The sequence below is a fragment of the Enterococcus sp. H57 genome, from assembly GCF_003112495.1.
Taxonomy (GTDB): Bacteria; Bacillota; Bacilli; order Lactobacillales; family Enterococcaceae; genus Enterococcus_B; species Enterococcus_B faecium.
Genome location: NZ_BEHC01000018.1, coordinates 26,981 through 47,983 on the forward strand (window position 1 = coordinate 26,981; position 21,003 = coordinate 47,983).

A 21,003-nucleotide genomic window follows, 5' to 3' on the forward strand; every position below is an offset into this window, starting at 1 on the left:
AATCTCTCCTTTGTGTCCAAAAGACAGCTGTTCTCGCTGCTTTTGGTCTTTAGCTATTCATCGGATCGATAGAGAAAAAACTGAAAGGGGCTGAGAACAGATAGATAATAGCCCTGGCCTTTCCTCTAGATCCTTGTTTTTCGAATGACTGTCATCCATTTGTTCTCATCTCCTTTACTAAGTAATTTTAATTCATGACTTCCAATCATTTTTCGAATAGTTATTTTCCCAATTAGACCACCTCCTTTTTATTTTTCACCGATGGGGATTTGCGGCAACAAAAAAACCTCTCGCCAAATACTCAGCGAAAGGTTTGAAAAAGCATATTAAAAAAAGCTTCTCAGATCTCATCGTTGAGTTTTGACACTGTACAACGTAAAAAGCAGATACCTGCTTTTAGCTACCTTATGAAAAGCCTTATCTCGACAATTCCTGTTCTACCCATTGGCGTCTCTCGACGTTTTTGGGCAGTAGCCTATGTTTGTATAGGAGCCTCACCTAACAAATCTTATTCGGTTTTCCTTCGTTAATATAACAACTAAAAAAGAGGATGTCAAATCAATTTTCCATGTTTTTCATACTTTTTTTTAAATACACACGTTATATTCCTGTCTCACGCGGTTTTATTTGTCTCATTTTCCACCTCCCGCTATAATAGAAATATAGTAGGAAACGAGGTGCTGTTATGGAAAGAACACTTGTTATTATCAAGCCAGACGGCGTGAGACGCCATTTAGTCGGAAGCATCATTCAACGTTTTGAAGCAAAGGGACTGGCCATTGCTGAAATGAAGTTTGAAACTATGACTCCTGAATTAGCAAAAGAACATTATCAGCACTTGACTGAGCGCAGTTTTTTTGATGAACTGATCGATTACATGACTTCCGGTCCTGTTGTTTATCTTGTGCTGGTCGGCGAGGAAGTGATCGATATCGTCCGTAAGATGGTTGGAGCAACAAAAGCTGCCGATGCTGTTCCAGGTACGATCCGAGGAGACTACGCGCTGCCGGGGACTGAAAACATCATTCACGCTTCTGATTCCCGTGATGCTGCGGTAAAAGAGATCGCCCGCTTTTTCCCGCCATTCGATATAAACAAACCGTCTGAAAAAGCGGCGAAGTGATACAAATTCTAAACTGCTGGTCTAGTTGCTGGGTTCAGCAATGGCCAGCAGTTTTTTCTCTAAGGACCTCCGTTGATTCTTTCCTAACATATATTCGAGCACTGTGAAGAATTCTTGGTAGTCTTTCGTCTTTTCTTCCCCTAAAGCAGCAGAAATCAATCTTTGATAATAATCTGCCATCAATGTTTCATAGATCACTGTACTTCTTTCTTTATGTGCTAAGCTCCGTTTCATATCTTCATTCACACTACGTGCCTTTTTCAACCGACCATTTTCTATATAAAACGAAGTCAGGTTCATTAAAAAAGTAAAGAGATACTGCTCATGATTGTTCAACTGTGCTAATCGTCGCATTCTTTTTTTGATTTTCAAATAATTGTTCTCAATGAACCGATCACTGAATATCCAAGGAAAATCAGCTAGAATAGATAGTTCAAATTGACCATAGTCTGGTATCTGCATCAAGTATTCTTCAATGATTCGGCATTCATAACGTAAAAATTCAAATTCTGTCTCAGATACTTCTGTTTTTTCGACCATGTGAAGATTCAAAACCAAATAATACAGATCTTCTGTTTTCTTAAAATGCCTACGGTTATTGCTGATCTCTTTATAAGGATCAAAGCTGTCTTCTTGTACCCGATCTAGCATTCGTCTTTTTTTTTTTAACTTTATTGGTTCATCCAGCTGGTTTCGCATCCATTCATATTCTGCAAGTGTCATGTTCATTCTCTCTAAAAATGATCTCAATGTTACAAATGACATTTTTTTCACTGAATTTGTCTCAATCCCGACTAGAGAAGTCTTAGAACAGATTCCTTCCGCTAATTGGGACTGTGTCAACTTCTTGTTGACTCGAAGTTTCTTGATCAATTCACCATCATACATAATAGTTCTCCTTTTTAATTTAAATTTTTCCACATTCAATAAATAGATACGTTAAAAAGGAAAAATACACGAAAAAAATAAAAAAAATGTTTTTTTCATAAAAAATACCAACCTTCAAGCATTAGAATATTGTCTAACTACTGAAGGTTGGTTTGATTGTTTATTGATTATTTTTTTGCTGTTCAACGTCTGTTCTTGTTACTGGATATAAGTTGGTTGTTGTTTTATTGCCATTTTTTGAAAAGACACTTGTCGAATGTTCGCCTTTTTGCTTTTCGATGGCTATGTTACGTTCTGCTTCATTTTTATAGTCATATTTTTTCGGATCGATCGTTTCAAATCCGTTTGGCACATAAAAACGCAAGAGATTTTCTTGATTCAGCTTATCTGAAAGACTTAAAGCAGACTTGACTTTTTCCTGATCTTTGGAAATTTCCTCGTCGATTCCTGCTGCTTTCGTATCGATGATTTCTCCTGTTTGGTTATTGTAAGCTTTTCCTCCTAAGACGGTGTATTTGGATGTCACGAAGTTCCCATTTCGAAAAGCCACTACTTGATCATGCTGAGGAGATAATAAATCCGTACCAAAATGGAGATAGTCTTTATCATCGATTCCCAAGAGATGAAGTAATGTCGGCAAAACATCGATTTCTCCACCGTATTCGTGATTGACTGACCCTTTAGTATAACCAGGCATATGAATCATTAATGGCACACGCTGCATTTGTGCGTTGTCAAATTCATTCCATGTATCTGGGTCTTTTCCAAGAGCACTTGCTAAATCTTTATTATCTGTATTTGAGATGCCAAAATGATCCCCATAAATCACAAAGATCGAATTTTGATAAATACCGGATTTTTTCAGGTACGTAAAAAATTGTTCCAATGACTGATCCAAATAATGTGCCGTTCGAACATAGTTATCTACTGTGCTATTTCCAGTGTTCAAAGATGGAAAATCGAAATTCTTATCATCCGTATAATAAGGCGTGTGATTGGTTACGGAAAGGAATTTCGTGTAGAACGGCTGTTGTAGATGTTCAAGATATTGGACAGATTCACTGAATAAATCTTTATCTAATATTCCATAACCTAGCATTTCATCTGATTCATCAAAATAAGATCGATCAAAGAAATTGTCATAACCTAAGTTTTTATATACATGATCTCTATTCCAAAAACTAGCTACATTCCCATGGAAAACAGCGCTTGTATAGCCTTGCTTTTGTCCAAGGATCGCTGGTGCGGCTTGAAAGACATTGTCTGACCCAAGCTCTGTGAATAATGAGCCTTGAGGTAAACCAAATGTGCCAGTTTCCAACATATTTTCAGCATCACTTGTCTTTCCCTGTCCTACTTCATGAAAGAAATTGTCAAAGCTGATCGTTGCTTGATTCTGGAAAATACTATTTAAAAACGGTGTGACTTCTTGTCCGTCTACCTTCATATTAATCAAAAACTGCTGGAAACTTTCTAAATGGAGAACGATCACATTTTTCCCTTTAGCGATCCCAAATGTTTCGGGATTTGGCTCTGCATAATGTTTCTTTGTATAATCTAAAACTTCATCAATCCCATTACTGCTTGCATGCGCGCGAACACTGCTAGTCATTCCTGTTTTGATTCCGTCATAAATAGTATACGCATCGATTCCTAGATATTTGACAATATATGAACGGTCAAATGTTCGCTGCAGCAATTGTGGACGGTTGGCTTCGCTCAGCGCTAGATTTCCTGAAAAAATAAGCCCTGAAAGACAGGTCACAGCGATAGCCATCGGTTTGCTGACAGGTTGACTTTTGATAGGTATTTTCTTGATCGTCAACCAAACCAGTATCCCAATGAACGTAGCAATATCCAGCCAGTAGAGGACATCATGGGGTTTCATCAAAGAAAAGGAGCTTCCTGATAACCCTTGCGACACTTTCGAAAATCCCAATACAGATTTGACTGTAATGAAATCTGTGAATTCCCGATAAAAAATAATGTTCAAGTACAACAAAAGCGTGTTTAAAATATCAATGATCAAAAGAATGGCTAATGCTGGCTTTGGCTTTTTAATATACAAAGAAAGGCCAAAAAACAATAAGGTAGTTGCAATCGGGTTGATCCACAAGATAAAGTACTGGATCGTACCTTCCACACCTAACGAAAAATCTGCATAGTAAGCAATAATCGTCTTCATCCAGAAAAAGAAAACAGCTGTCAAAACGATTGCTAAACGATTTTGGCACAATTTTTTAAGTTGTGTCACGTATATCACTTCTCTCTATTCACATTTTTCCTTATTTTGCTCCTGAAAAATGAAAATTCCCTAAAAAAGTTGTTATCTTAAGATTTTTTTATTCTTTCTAAAGATTATTCCGTCCATTTTTCACAGCATAAAACCGCTGTGATGTAAGCGATTGAAACAGTAAGGTGATAAAAGTCTTGTCGCAGTTCCTGTTTAGTTGATGCAGGACAGCTTTTTCACAACTTCTTCCTTAAACGGTGTTCTCCTGCCAACTCCTCGGCCACAAGTCACAATATTTATAAAACATGAGAAGCTGTTTTTTGAAATTGTTCCTTGTGGCTCAGAGTTAAACGGCAGGCTCAAGACCTCTTGATACACGGTGTTCAATCAGCTGACCCTCGGTATTAGATTATGTCAGGACGCTAATTTTACAACCTCTTGGTAAACGGTGTTCAAAAGCTTGCATCTGCGGTAATAAGCCCAACCAAATGAAAAATATAAGGAGCTATTTTTTGAAATTGCTCCTTGTGACTCAGACTGAAACGGCAGGTTCACAACCTCTTTCTTAAACGGTGTTCAATCAGCTGACCTTCGGTATTAGCTCAAAAAACGGCAAAATATGAGGAACTATTTTGCCGTTTGTTTCTCTAATACTCAGGTCAAAACGCTGATTTCACAACCTCTGTTTTTCATTGTCCATAGGATTGATATTGTCCTTGTGATGACTCATTCGTAATAATTGAGGCTTGATTTTCTTCACTTCCCGTTATCGTTTGTCCACTGCCAGAATCTGAAGGACTTGTTCCTGTCGACTCGTTTTTTTGAGAAGAGACAGTTGTTTTCTTGACTTGTTCATTTGTCTTTTTCCATTCCGCTAAACGATCGGCGACCACTTTTTTGTCTACTTTTTCAGAATAAGCGGTGATCACTTTTCCGTTTTTCAAACGGGCTACTTTGTCGCCATCATGAGTCAAAAGCAAAACGGTCAAATGCTTGTCTTTAAATTGATATTGTCTGAGAGAAATCGCACTAAGTACGTCATCGATATTAATAAATTGATTTTCTTCTTTTCCTTTTGGCAAATAGATGTCCAATTCGCCTTTTTCGTAATTGGCAGTTATTTTATACTCCGCCCACCAATAAGTTGAGAATTCTTTTTTGAAATTATCTACTGATTCTTTGCTTGCTACGATTTTTTCTGTTTCTTTCTGAGCAAGATCTGCTGTCATTTTTCCTGAAAATGCTGCGGATAAAATAAGCAGTAAGAAAAAACCGAATAACCAAAAGAGAAGAAACGGTCTTTTTTTCCTCATGCTTTCCTCCACTCCTATTTAATTTTGACTATTCTATTATATACAAAAAATGAAATAGAAAGACAAAAAAGTTGAAAAAGATCGTAAATAATCGAACTTCTTTTTCACAAAATGGTAAGAATGGAGAATTTCACGCATTTGCTCTCAACTATTCTTTCTTAAGCCTCAAATCCGTTTTTATCTGATACGTCTTTGAACCAGTGACCCGATTTTTTGATTGTTCTTTTTCCATCTTGTGCTAAGTCTACTGAAATAAAGCCATATCGATTCTTATATGCATTGGTCCATGACCAGTTATCCATACATGTCCACATATGATAGCCTAAACAATTGGCACCTTCTTGAATTGCTTGATGGACATATTTCAGATGAGATTGGACAAATTCGATCCGATAATCATCGTGGATCATGCCATCTTCTTTGATAAATCGTGCTTCGTTTTCTACACCCATACCGTTTTCAGAAATAAAGCAGTCGATATTTCCATAATGATCTCGTACATTGATCAAAATATCATAGATTCCTTGTTCATAGATCTCCCATCCGCGATAAGGATTCATTTTACGACCAGGCATTTCATAATTGTCGAAATAATCCTCAGGCATTGGACCGTTTTTAGTATCAATTGGTGTTTCTTTTGCTTTTACTCGGCGTGGCTGGTAATAATTGATACCTAAAAGATCTACTGTATTTTCTTTGATAACCGTCAAATCATCTGCATGGATCACAGGCATGAGATCAAGTTCTTTTACTATCTCAATCAATTCACTTGGAAACTCGCCTTTTACAGCTGGATCAAGGAATGAACGATTGAAGAACGCATCTGCTATTTGCGCTGCTTTAACATCTTCAGGGTTTGATTCGTCTCTTGGATAGCTTGGTGTCAGATTCAAGATGATACCAATAACACCACCTTGCTCCATTTCATGGTAAGATTTGATGGCTAACGCTGAAGCCAACGCTTCATGATAGCCAACTTGGATCGCTTTTTTCATATCTGACTCTTCTGGATAATGCCATCGATATAAATAACCTGCTTCGACTGGAACGATTGGTTCATTATGAGTAAACCATTTTTTTACTTTCGAACCAAACAATTCAAAACAACTTTTGGCATATTTTTCATAGGCTTCAACCGTTTCTCGGTTCAACCATCCGCCTTTTTCTTGCAGATACATCGGCATATCGAAATGATACAGATTCACAAAGGGTTCGATACCGTTTTCAATCAACTCATCAAAATAACGATGATAGAAACGAACGGCTTCTTCGTTGATTGTTCCAGATTCATCAGGTATCAAACGGCTCCATTGGATAGATGTTCGAAATGAATTATGCCCAGTCTGTTTCATCAACTGTACATCCTCTTGATACTTTGTATAAACTTGTGAAGTTTTTTCAGGTCCTACTTGGTCAAAGAACTTTTGCGGTTCTTTTTTGTACCAATAATCAAAAATGTTCTCTCCTTTTCCATCACCTGAAATCCTTCCTTCTGTTTGTGGGCCACTTGCTGCAGAACCCCACCAAAAATTTGCTGGAAATTGATATTTTTTCATCAAAGCACCTCTTTTTCTTTTTTAGTTCGTTTTAGTTGATTCCATGTATGATATTTTCCATCACAATCACTTTTTCATTTTCTTCCTCTTCTTTTTTGATTCGTTTCAACAGCTGTTCTGCGGCTTGTTCCCCGATTTTATCTGTTGGTGGTGTAATCGTGATTTTCGGAAGGATGCTCAAATCGTTTTTATCCAAATAATCATAATGACTGAACGCAATGTCCTTCCCGATTCTGATACCTTCTTGATTGAAACATTCGATAGCACCGATCGACATATTATAATTGCTGACAAAAATCGCTGTTACTCCTTTTTCTAATAATTCTTTTGCCCCATAATAGCCACTTTTTCTAGAATAGTCTCCTGTAAAGACCTCTAATTGGATCGATGGATCATTTTGTACCGCTTCTTTAGCTCCTGCTAAACGTTCTCTTGCTACGTAGTCTGTTTGAGTGGCAGCAATAAATCCGATTTTTTTATGTCCTTGTTCACCATGATGCGCGATCACTTTTGCTACACTTTCTCGATCATTCACTAATATTGTATCAATACCTGCTGGTCCTTCTGGGCAATTCAATGCGATAACTGGAATACTCATTTTTGTGAGCATTTCAAATCCAGACCACTCTTCTTCGGATAAGAAGACGATCAGCCCATCGATCGCATGCTTCATCAGGTATTCAATTTTTTGTTCAATTTTTTCTGGCTGATCGGCAAACCCGCTTAATAATAAGCTATACCCATTTTCTTCAGCTACTCTTTCGATCCCTGAGACAACTTCCGACCCAAAACGGCTGGAAATCCCGTTTATCAAAAGTCCAATAGAGAAACTTCGATTATTCTTCAACCCTTTAGCAATGATGTTTTCTTTATAGTCCAACGCTGAAATCGCTTCTGCTATGTTTTTCATGTTCTTTTCCTTCAGTTGCTGACCATTCAAGTAACGGGAAACTGTTCCCACTGAAACACCAGCCATCTTAGCCACGTCACGGATCGATGCCATACATTTTCACTCCTGCCAGTTACATTTGATTTCTCTTTCTTGTTGTTCGATTATGATGACCGCTTTCTTTGCATAATGCCGCTTGTCATCAATATCCATATAACTAAAGTCTTCAGAAGTGAGTTCAAAAACAAGCAGTCTTTCCTCTTGAGATTGCAATTTATCTTTACGAAAAGCTTTCAATAATTTCGTTCTTTGGATGACAGCGCCGTCAATCAATCGGACATAGACAAGAGTACTTGTTTTACCTGAAACACTTCCTGTATTTTTAACTTTAATTGATATTATTACTTTGTCAATATCCGTTTTGACTTCCATCTGACTGTATTCAAATGTTGTATAGCTTAGACCATGTCCAAAAGGATAAACTGGACTGCCGCTTAAATCATAATAATTCTCTTGTTTAGAAGCAGCACGCTGATAGTAATAAACAGGTAGTTGCTGACTATTTATAGGATAAGACAAACTCAATCGTCCGCTTGGGTTATTTCTTCCAGAAATCATCTGTGCAATGGCTTTTCCACCCTCCTGTCCAGGAAACCATGCTGTTGCAATGGCATTCGTTAATGACTCGATTTTCATCAAATCGTAGGGTCTTCCTTGCACAAGTATCGTGATGATTGGCTTGCCTAGTTGATGCAATTGTTCGATCAGCTGTTCTTGGTATCCACCTAAAGAAAGAGAAGCAACATCTACATTTTCTCCAGAATCCATGTTGATCCCTTTCGATGAAACTGCCCCGTTACGAAGAAATTCCATATCAAAGTTCCGCGCACTTGATCCACCTAGAACTGCAATGATCACATCAGAGTTTTGAGCAAGGGTCACCGCTTCTAATAATTTTTCTTCCTGATCCTCCTGATTTCTTACTTCACATCCTTGTGCATAAGAAACCTTTGATTGGGGAAACTCTGTTTTTATCTCTTGTACTATCGTTTTTTTCAAACGGTCTTCTGTTTGTGGTGCAGAGTAGTCTCCCAACAAGTGGTAAACATCGTGAGCATTTGGTCCTATAACAGCAATGTTTTTTACTTGTTGCTCCAATGGCAATATACCGTCATTTTTTAGTAAAGTGATACTTTCTTTTGCTGTCTCTAAATTTAAGTGCTCTGATTCCTCCATGAGATGATCCCAATACTCCTTTGGATCGTTTGCAAACGGCTGTTCAAACAAACCCAATAAAAATTTGACAGATAAAACTCGGCGAACTGCTTGATCTAGTAGCTGTTCATCTACGACTTGATCATCAATGGCTTCTGCAATCTTGGTATAGGTCTCGTCCCATAAACTGAGATCGATTCCTGCCGCTAGTGCATATGCTGCAGCAGTCTTTTTATCTGTAAAAACATCGGATAAACGATCCAAAGCAACACCGTCTGCCATAACGATCCCTTGATAACCGATCTCTTTTCTTAATGTTTGCTCAAAAAGCGCTCGATTGATATGACAAGGTACCCCGTCGATATCATTGTAAGCAGCCATGACACCTACTGCATTTCTTGTACTCTTCAATAATGGTCCGTAAATATCGGAAAACTCTCTGCGTCCAATCGTCACTGTGCCTGAATTATGACCGCCTAAAGCTTCTCCTTGTGCGATACAGTGCTTTAACACAACACCAATCTGATCCTTCTTCTTATTGATTTCCTCTACTGTCTGATCAAGAAAAGAAACTTTTTCTGAAATAATCTCTCCTTGGAACCCTCGAATGATCGCTTCAGAAAAACGAGCTGAGAGAATCGGATCTTCCCCAAAACACTCTTCTGTCCTTCCCCAACGAGGATCTTTTGCCAGATCCAAAGTCGAAACCAAGGCTAAATGAACACCTTTAGCAGCCAGTTCTTTTGCCATCAATCGGCTCGTTTGTTCTAATAACGCTACATTGAAGGTATTTCCACGGCCGATATTCGTTGGATAAGAAATCCCATCCAAACCTTGATGACCATGCGGACATTCTTCCACAAGCAAAACAGGAATTTTCCATCGCGAATGCTGAAGCACATATTCTTGGACTAGATTAGCCACCTTCCAGCTTTCTTTTGCAGGAATTCCATTCTTATAATCTGTTTTAGACCACGGATCAGAGCGAAACAGACCGTATAAGGCACCCAGACCGCCTCCCCATTTAACATGTTCTTTTAACTTTTCTGTTAATTCGATCTTATCTCCGTTTTTTTCATAACATTCCCAACCATACAAATGCTGGTTTACCTGTCCTACTTTTTCAGCAATATTCATCCGCGAAAGTAAATCTTCTACTCTTTGGCGAATGGTTAACTTTGGGTTTTGATACGGGTAATCGTACACCTTAATATCCTCCTTCTGCCAATTTTGCCTTATTAGCGGCTAACACAAATGGCAGGAATAAAAATACATCTAGAATGATAAGTACTACTGTTAAGACTGCTGCTCGTATATCGCCTCCTGTAGCAATAAAAGATTGTATAACCGGTGGAGTGATCCAAGGTGCAGCAGCAACTGTTTTATTAATGATTCCAAGACTTGTGGCTGTGTAGGCAATAATCAAGTTAATAGATGGTATAATAGCACAAGGAATCATATATATTGGATTCATAACTACTGGTAATCCAAACATAATTGGTTCCGTAATATTAAATAAACAAGTAGTCAGACCAAATTTAGCGATCGATCGCTGTTCTTGACGTTTAGAAGCCCACAAGATAGCAATAACTAACGGTAAAATACACCCGCCACCTCCAATCAATCCAAATGCATTGGTAAAGGGCTCCGTAATAATATTAGGAATTTCTTTTCCTACTGAAAAAGCATCCATGTTTTCCTGAATAGACTGTAACAAAGGTGCTTGCCGTATAGGAGCCAAAATACTCGAACCGTGCATACCAAACACCCATAAAAAATCAGAGAAAAACTGTAAAAATAAGATGCCTGGGACGGATAAAACAAAAGCTTTCAATGGCGTCTGAATCGCTAATTCAATTAATTGCGGAACATTCAAACCAGTCATATGGTTTAAAGTAAAAACGACAACTGAAAAAAATAAAATGACAACTATTTCTGGTACTAAAGAATTAAATGACGTAGCTACTGCCGGTGGAACTCCTTCTGGCATCCTGATTTTAAAACTCTTCATTTTCGCTAATTTGATAAATAATTCTGTACTGACAAGGGCAGCAATCATCGCCGTTGCTAAGCCAGACGAGGAAGTCAGACTTTGTAAGAAAACCCCTGTGGCTTCTGCTGTATTTCCGTCAATCAAAGTGACTGTACTTGATAAAGGCATCAAAATAAACATTACGGCTGTACTTAGAATTCCTGCATGAACAGGACTAAATGATGGATCATCAATCACGCCTGTTTGAATATAATGTGTTGCCAAATTCCAGCCGATATTATAACACACGATAATGGCTAAAATACTCATCGTACCATTATTCACGATTGAAGCAAGTTCAGCCAATGGACTTAGATCAAGTATTCTTTGGACTGTTGCATTTGAAAAAATCAGAGCATTCAGCAAAACCATGACAGAAGCAGCCATTACTAATGGCATAGTAACGATAAAACTGTCTCGAATGGCCAGCAAGTGTCGCTGGCTACTCATCTTAGATACGATTGGTAGCATTTTTTCAGATAGTCTGTCTACGCCTTTCATTATTTCATCTCCTAGATTCAAAAATTGAACCGGTTCATTTTTAATATAGCATTTTTTTAAAAGATTGCAACACTTTTTTTAAAACGCTTTCTGAAAGTGGCGGATTTTTTGCCTTTTTAAAATTTTATTCTAAAATTTACTCTATTTGTGGGTGTTTTGTGCGTTTTTATCTTCCATCCGTTTGAAGTTTTACATTCCAATGGTATAATTTCTTTATCCTATCAAATGGGGGAAGTATTTTGAAGAAATTAATCGTACTATTTATTTTGTCTGCGGGACTTTTGACATTGACTGGCTGTAATTTGTTTGGCGGCTCTGACCAATCCTCGGATGAAACAACCGATTCTTCTGTCTTAAAAGCGGAAAAAGCAGATATCACTAACAGTGTATATACGCTAAAAGTACGTAAAGATATGGATTTATCCGCGGGACAGTTGACATTTACAGATAAAAAAATGGAATGGACACGCACGTATCAGACACAAGGAACTGATTCTTCTGAATCATCTGAAGAAAAAACAGTGCTGACAGACATCAAGATTACTACCAAAGATGACGAATATATTATTTCAGGAAAAGAAAATAAAAAAGAAGCAACCATCACATTTACCAAAATCGGTAATTACCGTTTGAAGGATGAGGATGGCAACATCTACAGTCTATAGTGCCCTCTGTTGGATCTTCTTTTGTTTCTCCCCTTCTTTTCTGCTATAGTAAAGAAGCAAGATGATTGTAAAGGAGACGAAATGGATGATCGATAGTCCTGATTATTGTACATGTAATAACAACAAAAATATCCATACAGAATTTAATGACCAAGGAAGCTTGAGCATATGCGACAACTGTCACAAACTAGTCAAAGATTCATTTAAAACATTTGAATCTTATCCTGTTCAAAATTATGTAAAAAGTAGAAGAAGATAAACAAATCCAAGCAAAACAACTGTTAACGGCTAGTGTTAAACAGAAGAAGTAGCAAAAGTGACTATGGCTGGTTTCCAGAAACTTCGACTCAGCTTCTTTCTTTGATCAAATTTCAAAAACTAGAAGCAGTAAAACAAGAAGTGGATCATTTCAGTTCACAAATCAAAGAGTAAAGATTTATTTATTTCAAATATTTGAATATAAAATAACCAAACGATAGAAAGGCTTATTCTACATCACGTAGTAATTTTTCTTTCCCGTCGTTTGGTTTTTTATTTTTAGCCTAATTCTTGACCTTTTGCATGCTGATTATCCGTAAAATATTTTCCAGCAGGCTTTCCTTCCAATTCAGCTAATTTTTCTTGGATCTGACGGATCACCTTTTTTGCATCTTCTGGATTTTCTACAAAATCGAATTTATCCCCATCCACTTGTATTTTAGGACATACATCAAAATCTTCATACCATTGATTATAGCGGGTGTTCAACGTTTCGTAATAGGTATATAACGTTTCATCGCTTTCTAGCTGTTCATAGTCACGCCCACGTTTTTTGATACGTTCTAGCATCGTGTCCAAAGAAACTTTGATATGAACCATCAAATCAGGCCGTTTTTTTGGAGCAACATCATCTAACTCGTTTAGCATCGTATCTAATAAGCTATCGTACTGCTGTACTTCGATATCCGTTACCCGACCTAAATCAGCGTTTAGATGGAACAACAGGCTATCTTCATAGATGGATCGGTCTAGCACATTGTCATCGTTCACTAAAGCATTTTTCATTGCTAAAAATCGCTTGTTCAAAAAGAAGATTTGCAATAAAAAAGCGTACTGCTCAGGATTTGAATAAAAGAGCGGCAATACTTCGTTATCTTCGACATTTTCATAAAATGGTTTAGAATCAATCTCTTTTGCAAGCATATCCGTCAAACTGCTCTTACCTGCACCAATCGTTCCTGAAATCAAAATCACTGACATACATCCCTTCCTCTTCTATAAGTACTCGCCTACGTAAGTTTCAACAGGCAATGTTTCAAAATCATATTCACGTACAGCTTGGTCTGATTTTAAATACGTATGGAGACTTTGTGTAATCATCAAGTTCGTAGGTACCGTCTCTTCTTGTACAATGATCATCGGTTTTTTCAACATAGTTGCCACACCTAATTCGTAAGCCGTTCCTGGATCGATTGTTTGATGCTCAAAGTCAAGGATAGCAACAACAAATTCTGCATTTGTCAGTTCTTCCATATCTTTTTCGTATACTTCCTGCGCCCATCCAGCGCTGAATAGTTCATAATTGCTTTCTTGGTGATGACGTGGAGAGTAGAAACTTGTGACTGTTTTGTTTTCCTCCAACGCTTTTTCGATACGACTTACTCGATCGATTTGCTCCTCTGAAAAAAATGGTCCTGCTAAATATATTTGACTCATTATTTTGCCTCCTTCAATAATAACTGATTTTTAATAGATACTGCTCGTAATTCATTGACCAGTTCCAATGGATTGTTGGAAAAGATTACTTGATCCAACCATTTTTTATCCATAAAATCCTCTTTTGCAAAAGTTTCTAATAATTGTTGCAAGCCGCTGTAATAACCGCCAATATTCAATATTCCGATTGGCTTGTCAGGCGTCAGACCGATTGCTATCCAAGAAAGAAGTTGTGAGAATTCCTCCAATGTACCTAGACCTCCAGGGAAAACGAGGACAGCATCTCCCTTTTCAAATAATAATACCTTTCTTTCATCGATCGTTTCTGTAGGAATAAATGTAGTAACATCTTTTCCAGGCAATTCAGTTTCAAAAAGCCCATTCGGATAGATACCTGTGACTTTTCCGTTATTTTCCAGTACTGTTTTACTAATCACTCCCATAATCCCGGAGTATGAACCACCGTAAACCAGTTCGATTTCTTCTTGTGCCATGTATTTTCCTAACGTTTGCGCAATAAATTTGTAACTTTCTTTATTACCAAAACGGGAACCGCAAAAAACAGTAAGTTTCATAAAAAAACACTCCCTAACTCAAAAGTCTATCTTCATTCTACACGTGTTTTTTTAAAATAAAAGACTAGATTTTGTAGTTTTTTAGTGGTATATAGGATAGACACCACTATATATAGTATTTAGGAAAAAATCATTTTTCAGCTATTTTATAGATAAAACAAAAATAAATAACGTGTTTTCATCGATATGAAATGACTTACTTATAGAAGATACTGGGATTTCGTCCTATATGCCAATAACGTGTATTATTTTAAACAACAAATACTTGTTTCTTTTATTAACGAAAAAATCATTTTGTTCTCGTGTTATGTTTCACTGATAAATGATGTTTCTCTAAATAAAAAAGCCGACGAACTAAACGATCAAAATTTGATCATTTTTGTTCATCAGCTTCTCCTAAAAATCTTTTTGTTAACGATAAATAGCTGGATTTGTAAAAATATCACTTGAATCGTCACTGCTGGAAGAAAATTCAGTGATAACCGCACCTGTTGCGCCTGCCTGGAACTAGTGTTTGATATTGGGCTCGAACGTGTACTGATCTCTAGCATGAAGAATAATTTCTTTTTTTACTGTATAATAACTTTCTTTCCTTTTTGGAATAGTACAGGAAAGTTTTTTTGTTTCCTTTCCTTCGACATAAGGTATACCAGACCTTTTCGACAACGAAAGGTTCTCATTTTTCCTTCATCGTCATTTCAAGGAGGGTGCCGATGCTCTGGACAGTTTCGATCGCTCCTAAACCAAAATCTGTATATTCGATTCTTTCTAACTCTGATTCTTTCATACCATTCCTGCCTCAAGGTACATCTATTGTACTTTTTTCTTGTAATCCATTCTGCCTCTCCTAACTAATTGTCAAATCATCCCAAGATATGTCTTCTTCCTCTTTTTCTTCTTGGATGATTTCTGCATTCGGATCTACTGGTTTTTTCAATAATAAAATGGTTATTCCTGTGACAAAAGAACCAGCTAACAATGCACCAATGAATGCCCATGGTCTGGTCATCGTAGCGACTGCAAACATTCCCGATGCCGGAATACGGCTATCTGCGCCCCAAAACATGCTTAATCCGCCACCTACTGCCCCACCGACTCCCGTTGCTATGACATTGCGTGCCAAGTCGTTCAATACGATAGGGAAACATCCCTCTGTGATCTGACAGATCCCCATAGGAAAAGCGGTCTTCAATGTATCGATTTCTTGACGATTGAATATATTTTTACGAATGATTTTCCCTAAGAAATAAGCGATCGTCAAGCCGAATGGGGTTACCATCGAAGCTAAAATCAATACAGTGATTGGTTCATAGATTCCTTCTGAAAATCGTGCCACACCCCCTTATACAGAATAAATGGTAATCCAGAAACAGCCGTGTATCTGCGGTAATAAGCCTAACCAAACGAAAAATATGAGAAGCTATTTTTGTTTGGCTGTTCTTATTACTTGATGCAGGGCAGCTTTTTCACAACCTCTTTTTTTATTTATGTTTCATAATCAATATGGTAAGGATGCAGCTCCGTATGGTAGACCGCCTCCGAATATTCAATCATTTCCCCAATTTGCGTAGACGATTTCCGTATCCGTTTGATGCCGATCTGTGCGTCTGTTTTCAGAATTCCTTGTTCTTCTTCTGTTAAAAATACTGCCGAGAAATTATCAGAAAATGAGTCAATAGTATATCCTTTTTTCGTCAGCAAACGATACAAAGATTCTTTGCCAAATTCTTCTCTGCTGAATTGCATCATTTCTTGTGGAAGATAATGAACAAAATAAATATAAGGCTGATTGTTCAAATAATATAAGCGCTTAAAACAAACAGCTTGCTCACCGAAAAAGGAAAACAAAGGATCTTCCTTCTTTATATGGACCAATTGCAAATCCAGCGTTTCTTTCCGGACTTCATATCGGGAGTTCTCCAAGATTTGCGTAAAGCTTGCCGCTTTGGATAATCGATTGTAAGGACGATTGCTTAGAACCGTCGTCCCACGACCACTTTTCTTTGCGACATATTCATCTGATGCCAGCAGTTCGATTGCCTTTCGGACAGTGATTTTGCTGACTTGAAACAGTTCTTCTAATTCACTTTCTGTCGGCAACATCGAACCGACTGGATATTTTCCTGAGAAAATATCTTCTTTAATTTTATCTGCGACTTCCAAGTATAGTACACGTGTCCTTTTCATAACGTCACCCTTTGCTTTACTATTACTAAAAGAATAGCACATAAAAAATAAAAAAAGAACACAAATCACATGTGAGAAGTGTGTTCTTTTTCATTCAGCTGCTTTAATTACAAGTTTACGCCATTTGAGGCAATTACTTCTTTATACCAATCAAAAGATTTTTTCTTTGATCGATTCAGTGTCCCATTTCCTTCATCGTCTAGATCCACATAGATAAAGCCGTAACGTTTACTCATTTCTCCTGTTGATGCACTGACAAGATCGATACATCCCCAAGGCGTATAGCCCATCAAATCTACACCGTCTGCTACTGCATTAGCCATCGCTTCGATATGACGACGTAAATAATCGATCCGATAATCATCAATAATCGTGCCATCCTCTTCCATATGATCAATGGCTCCAAGACCGTTTTCAACAATGAATAATGGTTTCTGGTAACGATTGTATAATTCATTCAATGCGATTCTCAGCCCTTCTGGATCGATCTGCCAGCCCCATTCACTTGCCTCAAGAAACGGATTTTTTACTCCTCCCAGCAAGTTCCCTTCTGAAGTTGCTGCTTGTGGATCAGTCTCATTGATTGCCGTAGACATATAATAACTAAATCCGATGTAGTCCACTGGATATTCTTTTAGCAACTGGAAGTCTTTTTCCGTTTGCTCTAATTTTTCCGGATCGACTCCATATTTTTTATGGGTACGCGCTGTGTATGCAGGGTATTCTCCACGTACTTGGACATCCGTGCAGAAAAAATTGAATTCTTGGTTTTGGATCATTGTTGCTGCCTGATTGACTGGATTGGCATCGATGCTGTAAGTTGTTGCATAGATAATCATGCAGCCGATTTGGATATCCGAACGCAATTCGTGGCCGATTTTTACGGCTTTGCTACTTGCAACGAATTGATTATGCCATGCTTGGAAAATATTTTGGTACTCTCCTGCTCCATTGCTTTTTACTAATCCTTGACTTAAAGCTGGAAAGTGAAAGGCCGAATTGATTTCATTGAAAGTCATCCAATATTTGACTTTACTGCTGTATCTCTCTAATACTGTCTGAGCAAATCGTTCATAGAAGTCGATCAGTTTTCGATTTTTCCAGCCACCGTATTCTTTTGCCAAATGAAGAGGCATTTCGTAATGAGAAATCGTGATCACAGGTTCAATATCATATTTTAAGCACTCATCAATCAGCTGATCATAAAATTCTAATCCCGCTTCGTTAGGAGTACCTTCGTCTCCATTTGGAAAAATTCGTGTCCAGGCAATCGAAAAACGATAACATTTGAATCCCATTTCCGCAAACAAGGCAAGATCTTCTTTGAAACGATCGTAATGATCGATTCCTCGATGATTCGGGTAAATATATTTTTCTTGATCAATCGTCCAGTCAAATTCTTCACTGCCGATAATCGCAAAGCGCTGCTTACCTCCAGGCATAGCATCTGCAACGGATAGCCCTTTTCCGTCTCGATCATAAGCCCCTTCTAATTGATTGGCAGCAGTTGCTCCACCCCATAAAAATTTTTCTGAAAAACGTGATTGCATCCTGATTTCCTCCTTATTTTACAATTGCCAGAACATCTTCGTTTGCAATAATCTCTTTTTGGTCTAATTCAAGTATATCGGCAAATGCATCAGTATTCGTAATGACAACTGGAGTGATTACGCTATAGCCAGCTGCTCTAATTGCTTCGATGTCAAAACGAATCAATAAATCTCCTGCTTTGACGAGATCCCCTTGTTTGACTAAGATCTCAAAGCCATTTCCATTTAATTCTACTGTATCCATCCCGATATGAATCAAAATCTCCGCTCCGTCAGTCGTTGTGATCCCTACAGCATGTCCAGTTGGAAAAATAGTCGTGATCTCTCCGTCTGCAGGTGCAACTAGTTCTCCTACTTCTGGATCAATAGCGATACCTTTTCCCATCACGCCAGAAGAAAAAACTTGGTCTGGTACTTCACTCAATGGCAGTACTTTACCCGTTAAAGGACTTTTTAAGGTATGCCGTGCTGAAGTAATCGGTTCTCCTGCATTCGCATGTTTGTTTTCTAATTGATTGTCTTGTGTTTGTTCGTCAAATCCTAAAATCAATGTACCTACGAATGCAAGAACAAAAGCAATTCCTGTAGCTATTACTGCTACTGTCACATTTGACTCTACACCATCCACCGTACTAATGAAAGTCGGAATCGTCAATAAGCTGACCAAACTGCTGGAGAAAGCTTTTACTCCGGAAAATCCGATAATAGCTCCACCAATACCTCCAGAAATACAAGCGGCAATGAATGGTTTCTTCAAAGGTAATGTCACACCATACACAGTTGGTTCAGTGATTCCAAATAACGAAGTCACTGTAGAAGAAATCCCTAATGCTCGAAGTTTCGTATCTTTTGTTCGCAATGCTACAGCTAAAGCAGCCCCACCTTGTGCCAAGATGGCTGGAAGAAGCATTGGCATCAATACATCAAACCCATATTGTTCGATATTCAAAAACATGATCGGTACGAATCCCCAATGCATGCCGAACATCACGAATACTTGCCATAAACTTCCCATGATTAGACCTGCTACGATTGGACTAAATCCATAAATCGAGTTGAAGAGACCGCCTAAAGCATTACCGGCAACCGTCCCGATTGGTCCTAAAGCAAGAAATGTTAATGGAACCATCACTACTAAAACGACAAGCGGAACTAAAATCATTTGCAGAAATTGCGGAATCACTTTTTTTACGAATGGCTCTAATTTACTTTGAACCCATACGGCTAGAATGATTGGTATGACAGAAGAAGTATAACCAGATGGTGAAAGAATCACTGAGATCCCAAAGAAACTGATAGCTTCTCCCGCACCAGCAACTGCTGTGATAGCTGGATACACAAGTGCCATAGCAATTGCTACTGCTAAAAACTGGTTGGCTTTGAACTTTTTAGCTGCTGTAAAAGCAAGCATGACAGGTAAGAAGGTAAAGACACCATCTGCTGCAGCAAACAATATTTGATAAGTACCGCTATCAGCTGTCAGCCAGCCCATCACCGTTGCCAATGACAAGAATCCTTTCAATACCCCGGCGGCTGCCATCGCCCCTAGAAAAGGTGTAAATATACTAGAAATGATATCAATTAGACGATTCAAAATATTTTTGGACTCTTCTTTTCCATCCTCCGAAACTGCAAGACCTTCCTCATCCACGATCGATTGATAAACATCTGCTACATTACTGCCAATCACTACTTGATACTGACCGCCACTTTGTATGACTTGGATCACGTCCGGGTCTTCTTTTAACTTTTGCGTATCTGCTAAAGATTCATCTTTTAATCTGAATCGCAACCGCGTAGCACAATGTACTAAACTTTTGACATTCTTTTGTCCTCCTACCGCTTCCCATACACGACGACCAACTGCTTGATTATCCATTGTTTTTTCCTTCTTTCTTTTTTATTTAAAAAATAAAAACCCAGATTGAAAAAAACAGTCACAAACATTCGTGAACCTATTTTTTCAATCCAGGTTTTGCCTGCCATACAGTAACAATCCTTATGATTGGATGCTTTTTTTCTCACTTACTACTCTTTGAATATGAATCGTTAAATAAATCTGCTCTGCTATTCCCATTTCCTGTTTTTGCGTTTGTCGAAGGTACTCATTGATCCGTTCGACACAATGAAACGCTTTTGGATATTTTCCTTGAACTAATGCGTAGAGAAACTCATCTTGTTCGTCAGATCCTTCCCCTTTGAGATAACGCTGGGCAAAAAACTGCAGATGAGTAATGATACGCTGATAATTCAAAGATTCTTCATCGAACACGATGCCGAAGAATTTACTGATGATACTCAGTATATCTCTTACCATTGTGGTAGCGGTCATCGTTACTTGCATGTCTTCGTTTCCTTGCTGGCTATTCACAAAATGAAAGGCAATAAAACCGGCTTCATCCTCAGAAAGTTCCACACCAGTCTTTTGTTTCACAAACAAAAGAGCCTCTTTCGCTGCTTGATATTCTTTCGGATAAAATTTTTTTGTTTTCTTAATTGTCAAATTAAGTTAGACAGATCATCAATACTTACGTAACTCAAAAATACTTCCAAAGGTGTTCGATAATCCAGTGATTTTCTA

At 37.9% G+C, this 21,003-nt stretch carries 17 protein-coding genes, 2 pseudogenes and 1 riboswitch; of the genes and pseudogenes, 4 read left to right on the forward strand and 15 right to left on the reverse strand.

Annotated elements, in window-relative coordinates:
- Positions 1-338: 338 nt before the first annotated feature.
- Positions 339-513, reverse strand: a riboswitch (M-box (ykoK) riboswitch).
- 172 nt (positions 514-685) lie between these two features.
- Positions 686-1,123 (forward strand): nucleoside-diphosphate kinase, encoded by a 438-nt coding sequence (gene ndk, locus DIZ30_RS05570; RefSeq protein ID WP_002293327.1) that lies wholly within the window; start codon positions 686-688, stop codon positions 1,121-1,123.
- A gap of 21 nt (positions 1,124-1,144) precedes the next feature.
- On the opposite strand, the gene DIZ30_RS05575 is transcribed toward ndk, so the two are convergent.
- The 7 genes from DIZ30_RS05575 to DIZ30_RS05610 form a co-directional block, all read right to left on the reverse strand.
- The gene (locus DIZ30_RS05575; RefSeq protein ID WP_002293329.1) at positions 1,145-2,011 is read right to left on the reverse strand and encodes an Rgg/GadR/MutR family transcriptional regulator; all 867 of its coding nucleotides are present in this window, start codon (positions 2,009-2,011) and stop codon (positions 1,145-1,147) included.
- 160 nt (positions 2,012-2,171) lie between these two features.
- Positions 2,172-4,265: an LTA synthase family protein gene (locus DIZ30_RS05580; RefSeq protein WP_002333789.1), complete on the reverse strand. Its 2,094-nt coding sequence runs from the start codon at positions 4,263-4,265 to the stop codon at positions 2,172-2,174.
- Between the two features lie 668 nt (positions 4,266-4,933).
- Positions 4,934-5,557 carry a hypothetical protein gene (locus DIZ30_RS05590; RefSeq protein WP_002293828.1) on the reverse strand — a complete coding sequence of 208 codons (624 nt, stop codon included), beginning with the start codon at positions 5,555-5,557 and terminating at the stop codon, positions 4,934-4,936.
- Positions 5,558-5,715: 158 nt separating this feature from the next.
- Positions 5,716-7,113, reverse strand: a complete 1,398-nt coding sequence (locus tag DIZ30_RS05595) for a glycoside hydrolase family 1 protein (protein WP_109023133.1) — start codon at positions 7,111-7,113, stop codon at positions 5,716-5,718.
- Between the two features lie 31 nt (positions 7,114-7,144).
- Positions 7,145-8,116 carry a LacI family DNA-binding transcriptional regulator gene (locus tag DIZ30_RS05600; RefSeq protein WP_002333792.1) on the reverse strand — a complete coding sequence of 324 codons (972 nt, stop codon included), beginning with the start codon at positions 8,114-8,116 and terminating at the stop codon, positions 7,145-7,147.
- Between the two features lie 6 nt (positions 8,117-8,122).
- Positions 8,123-10,423, reverse strand: coding sequence for a glycoside hydrolase family 3 C-terminal domain-containing protein (locus DIZ30_RS05605; RefSeq protein ID WP_002333793.1), 2,301 nt, complete (start codon positions 10,421-10,423; stop codon positions 8,123-8,125).
- A 1-nt stretch (position 10,424) separates the two neighbouring features.
- Positions 10,425-11,750 (reverse strand): PTS sugar transporter subunit IIC, encoded by a 1,326-nt coding sequence (locus DIZ30_RS05610; RefSeq protein ID WP_109023134.1) that lies wholly within the window; start codon positions 11,748-11,750, stop codon positions 10,425-10,427.
- A 239-nt stretch (positions 11,751-11,989) separates the two neighbouring features.
- On the opposite strand from DIZ30_RS05610, the gene DIZ30_RS05615 reads away from it, so the two are divergent.
- Positions 11,990-12,415 (forward strand): hypothetical protein, encoded by a 426-nt coding sequence (locus DIZ30_RS05615; RefSeq protein WP_002333795.1) that lies wholly within the window; start codon positions 11,990-11,992, stop codon positions 12,413-12,415.
- Positions 12,416-12,706: 291 nt separating this feature from the next.
- On the forward strand, positions 12,707-12,847 hold the full coding sequence (locus DIZ30_RS13650) for a hypothetical protein (protein WP_161970354.1): 141 nt from the start codon (positions 12,707-12,709) through the stop codon (positions 12,845-12,847).
- A gap of 105 nt (positions 12,848-12,952) precedes the next feature.
- Here DIZ30_RS13650 and DIZ30_RS05620 read toward each other — a convergent pair whose 3' ends face one another.
- From DIZ30_RS05620 to DIZ30_RS05630, 3 genes are read right to left on the reverse strand one after another with little or no spacing between them, the layout of a single operon-like run.
- Positions 12,953-13,654, reverse strand: a complete 702-nt coding sequence (locus DIZ30_RS05620; RefSeq protein ID WP_002293834.1) for a deoxynucleoside kinase — start codon at positions 13,652-13,654, stop codon at positions 12,953-12,955.
- A gap of 15 nt (positions 13,655-13,669) precedes the next feature.
- Positions 13,670-14,110: a nucleoside 2-deoxyribosyltransferase gene (locus tag DIZ30_RS05625; protein ID WP_002293607.1), complete on the reverse strand. Its 441-nt coding sequence runs from the start codon at positions 14,108-14,110 to the stop codon at positions 13,670-13,672.
- Positions 14,110-14,685 carry a TIGR00730 family Rossman fold protein gene (locus DIZ30_RS05630; protein WP_002293608.1) on the reverse strand — a complete coding sequence of 192 codons (576 nt, stop codon included), beginning with the start codon at positions 14,683-14,685 and terminating at the stop codon, positions 14,110-14,112. The genes DIZ30_RS05625 and DIZ30_RS05630 overlap by 1 nt, the downstream gene beginning before the upstream one ends.
- A 240-nt stretch (positions 14,686-14,925) precedes the next feature.
- On the opposite strand from DIZ30_RS05630, the gene DIZ30_RS13920 reads away from it, so the two are divergent.
- Entirely contained in the window at positions 14,926-15,135 is a 210-nt protein-coding gene (locus DIZ30_RS13920) for a phenylalanyl-tRNA synthetase subunit beta (RefSeq protein WP_002296192.1), read from the forward strand.
- 397 nt (positions 15,136-15,532) lie between these two features.
- On the opposite strand, the pseudogene DIZ30_RS05645 reads toward DIZ30_RS13920, so the two are convergent.
- From DIZ30_RS05645 to DIZ30_RS05670, 5 genes and pseudogenes are all read right to left on the reverse strand, one after another.
- A pseudogene (locus DIZ30_RS05645) lies at positions 15,533-16,009 on the reverse strand (PTS fructose transporter subunit IIC); the annotation flags it as partial.
- A 161-nt stretch (positions 16,010-16,170) separates the two neighbouring features.
- Positions 16,171-16,872, reverse strand: coding sequence for a GntR family transcriptional regulator (locus DIZ30_RS05655; protein ID WP_002333800.1), 702 nt, complete (start codon positions 16,870-16,872; stop codon positions 16,171-16,173).
- A 107-nt stretch (positions 16,873-16,979) separates the two neighbouring features.
- Positions 16,980-18,422 carry a glycoside hydrolase family 1 protein gene (locus DIZ30_RS05660; protein WP_002338528.1) on the reverse strand — a complete coding sequence of 481 codons (1,443 nt, stop codon included), beginning with the start codon at positions 18,420-18,422 and terminating at the stop codon, positions 16,980-16,982.
- A gap of 13 nt (positions 18,423-18,435) precedes the next feature.
- Positions 18,436-20,301 carry a beta-glucoside-specific PTS transporter subunit IIABC gene (locus DIZ30_RS05665; protein WP_109023135.1) on the reverse strand — a complete coding sequence of 622 codons (1,866 nt, stop codon included), beginning with the start codon at positions 20,299-20,301 and terminating at the stop codon, positions 18,436-18,438.
- 120 nt (positions 20,302-20,421) lie between these two features.
- Positions 20,422-20,913 (reverse strand): annotated as a pseudogene (locus tag DIZ30_RS05670) (BglG family transcription antiterminator); the annotation flags it as partial.
- Positions 20,914-21,003: the final 90 nt, after the last annotated feature.

What these genes read in the sequence shown, in the direction of transcription:
- ndk (WP_002293327.1), top strand. Translation starts at nt 686, where the DNA reads ATGGAAAGAACACTTGTTATTATCAAGCCAGACGGCGTGAGACGCCAT.
- DIZ30_RS05575 (WP_002293329.1), bottom strand. Translation starts at nt 2,011, where the DNA reads ATGTATGATGGTGAATTGATCAAGAAACTTCGAGTCAACAAGAAGTTG.
- DIZ30_RS05590 (WP_002293828.1), bottom strand. Translation starts at nt 5,557, where the DNA reads ATGAGGAAAAAAAGACCGTTTCTTCTCTTTTGGTTATTCGGTTTTTTC.
- DIZ30_RS05595 (WP_109023133.1), bottom strand. Translation starts at nt 7,113, where the DNA reads ATGAAAAAATATCAATTTCCAGCAAATTTTTGGTGGGGTTCTGCAGCA.
- DIZ30_RS05600 (WP_002333792.1), bottom strand. Translation starts at nt 8,116, where the DNA reads ATGGCATCGATCCGTGACGTGGCTAAGATGGCTGGTGTTTCAGTGGGA.
- DIZ30_RS05610 (WP_109023134.1), bottom strand. Translation starts at nt 11,750, where the DNA reads ATGAAAGGCGTAGACAGACTATCTGAAAAAATGCTACCAATCGTATCT.
- DIZ30_RS05620 (WP_002293834.1), bottom strand. Translation starts at nt 13,654, where the DNA reads ATGTCAGTGATTTTGATTTCAGGAACGATTGGTGCAGGTAAGAGCAGT.
- DIZ30_RS05625 (WP_002293607.1), bottom strand. Translation starts at nt 14,110, where the DNA reads ATGAGTCAAATATATTTAGCAGGACCATTTTTTTCAGAGGAGCAAATC.
- DIZ30_RS05630 (WP_002293608.1), bottom strand. Translation starts at nt 14,685, where the DNA reads ATGAAACTTACTGTTTTTTGCGGTTCCCGTTTTGGTAATAAAGAAAGT.
- DIZ30_RS05655 (WP_002333800.1), bottom strand. Translation starts at nt 16,872, where the DNA reads ATGAAAAGGACACGTGTACTATACTTGGAAGTCGCAGATAAAATTAAA.
- DIZ30_RS05660 (WP_002338528.1), bottom strand. Translation starts at nt 18,422, where the DNA reads ATGCAATCACGTTTTTCAGAAAAATTTTTATGGGGTGGAGCAACTGCT.
- DIZ30_RS05665 (WP_109023135.1), bottom strand. Translation starts at nt 20,301, where the DNA reads ATGGATAATCAAGCAGTTGGTCGTCGTGTATGGGAAGCGGTAGGAGGA.